Annotated in this window: 3 protein-coding genes; 2 read left to right on the top strand and 1 reads right to left on the bottom strand. The window is 64.6% G+C overall.

What is annotated here, in order from left to right; genetic code table 11:
• Nucleotides 1-528, top strand: a 528-nt coding sequence (locus BIS11_RS14500) for a glutamate synthase-related protein (RefSeq protein WP_253586385.1), incomplete at its 5' end; no start/stop codon positions are given.
• A 113-nt stretch (nt 529-641) separates the two neighbouring features.
• Nucleotides 642-2,378 (top strand): mechanosensitive ion channel family protein, encoded by a 1,737-nt coding sequence (locus BIS11_RS14495; RefSeq protein ID WP_253423441.1) that lies wholly within the window; start codon nt 642-644, stop codon nt 2,376-2,378.
• A gap of 75 nt (nt 2,379-2,453) precedes the next feature.
• Here the strand turns inward: BIS11_RS14495 and BIS11_RS14490 are convergent.
• The coding region (locus tag BIS11_RS14490) for a nitroreductase family protein (RefSeq protein ID WP_367399219.1) at nt 2,454-2,742 on the bottom strand (289 nt) is incomplete at its 5' end.

Below are 2,742 nucleotides of genomic sequence, written 5' to 3'. Positions count from 1 at the left end.
ACCCTGGTGGGCACGGGACTTCGCGATGAGATCCGCATCGGTGCGGCGGGCAAGATCACCTCCGGCTTCCAGATCGCCCGCACCCTGGCGCTGGGTGCTGACTGGTGCAACGCCGCGCGGGGCTTCATGTTCTCGCTGGGCTGCATCCAGGCGCTAAACTGCCACTCCGACAAGTGCCCGAGCGGCGTGGCGACCCAGAACCCGCGGCGCAGCCGGCACCTGGACGTGGAGGACAAGAGCGCCCGGGTCTATCACTTCCACGACAACACGCTGCGAGCGCTGGCCGAAATGCTCGCCGCCGCGGGGCTCAAGCATCCGCTGGAGCTGGGCCCGGAACACATCATTCGCCGCGTCTCGGACAACGAGGTGCAGTCGCTGGATCAGATCTTCACCTTCCTCAAGCCCAACGAGCTGCTCGAGGGTGAACCCGAGCACACGGTCTTTAGCCACTACTGGAAGCAGGCGCGCACCGACTCCTTCCAGCCGCCCGCGCAGATCGCGCGACTGCGCATGACCAAGCTCGAATAGGCCCCGGGCGGGAGCGCGGGCGAGGCCGAAATGCGCTAACCTTGGCGCGATGCGAGACGCCTCGGCCACGGCCGGGCGTCGTGACCGCTTGAGTACACCAGGGATGGACAGCAATGAGACGAAGTATCTGGCGAGTCGTCGTGACGCTTGGCATGAGTGCCTGCCTGCTGCTGGGCATCGCCCAGGCCCAAGCGCAGACCGACGGCGAAAGCGACGGACTGTGGTTCAACGTCGATACCCTCAACGAGGGGCTGGGGGAGCCGCCCGAAGGCGTGAGCCGCTCCACCCCGAGGGAGGCGATCAGAAGCTTCTTGACCCTCACCGACCAGGAGGAGTACGCCGATGCGGCGCATATCCTCAACCTGGCGGACATCGACGCCGTCGATCAGCGCGAGCGGGGCGCCGAGCTCGCCAGGCAACTCGCCGAGGTGTTCAAACGGGGGGACTGGTTGACCGCCTCGAGCCTCTCCTCGCGCCAGGACGCGGCGATCGAGAGCACCGCCGGGGAGAACCCTCTGGCCGGACAGCCGCGTCGCGACATCGAGCTGACCGCCCTCGAGTCCGGCGGCGAGGCCTACGACATCCGCATGGGGCGCTACTCCCTCGCGGACAATGAACCGGTCTGGTTGATCATGCCGGAAAGCGTGGCGTCCATTTCGACGCTGTACGACGCCTACGGCCCCTCGTGGTTCGAACAGCAGCTTCCCGAGCGTTTGAAGGTGTCACTCGGGCCGCTCATGGTGTGGGAGTGGATCGCCATTCCGCTGTTCTTGCTGCTGATCGCAGCGCTTGGCTGGATCATCAACAAGATCGTCGCGTTTCTGGCACACCTGCTCCCCGCGGGGGGGGTCAGCATCTTCGTCACGCGCATCAAGCTGCCCGTATCGCTGCTGGTGATCGCCTTCATCACGCGCACGATGCTGGACTACGTGGTGTCGTTTTCCGCCATGGCCACGACCACGTTCCGGGTGTTGCTGGTGATGATCATCGCCTGGAGCCTGGGTTCCATCGCGCTGCGCCTGGTCGATACCATCATGCTCAACATGGCGCGCAAGCTCGTGGGTGAAATCGACGATACCAAATCCCGCGACGAGCGCCGCTTTCTGACCTCGCTCTACGCCGCGCGCCGGGCGATCATCCTGTTGACCGTCGTGGTCGTCTCGCTCTACGTGCTTGGGCAGATCCAGCTGTTCGAGACGCTGGGCCTCTCCATTCTTGCCTCGGCGAGCGTGCTGGCGGTGCTGGTGGGTATCGCGGGGCAGGCGGTGCTGGGTAACATCCTGTCGTCGTTTCAGCTGTCGCTGGCCAAGCCCATCCGCGTGGGCGACCTGGTCATGTTCGAGGGGCAGTGGAGCTACGTCGAGGGGATCTTCTACACCTACATCCGCCTGCGGGTGTGGGACGAGCGGCGCCTGATCGTGCCGGTGACCTACTTCGTCTCCAAGCCCTTCGAGAACCTCTCGGTCAAGAGCTCCAAGCTCTACCGCTACGTGGAGCTGACGCTGCACATCAGCGCCAACATCAACACCCTGCGCAAGAAATTCCTGGAGTACGCCGAGCAGCAGGAGCACGTGGTCGAAAACCACCGCTTGATGTGCGCGGTGACGGCGCAAAACGGCTCGCAGCAGACCCTGACCTGCTACTTCGTCACCGCCGAGCCGCTGCTGGGCTGGTACACCGAGGTCGAACTGCGCGAGAAGATGCTCACCTTCATTCGCGATCATCATCCTGAGTGGTGGCCGCGCGATATCATGGTGATGAGCCACGAGGACATCGCCAAGGGCGAGGGCGCCAAGATGCAGAAGACCATCATGGCCACCTCCGAGCCGAAGCCGAAAAGCGACGACTGAGCACTAAAAAGCCCCGCCGGCAGGCGCCAGCGGGGCTCTTGGTGACGCGCATGCAGCGTCGGCTCTCAGGGGCGCTCAGGCAAAGACGCGAAAGCGCTCGCTGTCGTCCATGAAGGTCTTTTCGCCGAACTCGCCTTCGTGGGAGCCAAACGGCATCTGGGCGCGCAGCGTCCAGGTGGCGGGCAGGTCCCACTCTTTCGCCACCGCCTCGTCGATGATCGGGTTGTAGTGCTGGAGGCTCGCGCCGATGTTGGCATCAGACAGCGCGGTCCATACCGCGAACTGGGCGATGCCGGTAGCGTGCTCCGACCACACCGGGAAGTTGTCGGCGTAGAGCGGAAACTTCTCCTGCAGGCTCTTGACC

The organism is Halomonas sp. 707D4 (assembly GCF_024158685.1).
In the GTDB taxonomy this organism is placed as follows: Bacteria; Pseudomonadota; Gammaproteobacteria; order Pseudomonadales; family Halomonadaceae; genus Vreelandella.
The sequence above is the reverse complement of the archived record's forward strand: the minus strand, read 5'-3'. Positions and strand labels throughout refer to the sequence as shown.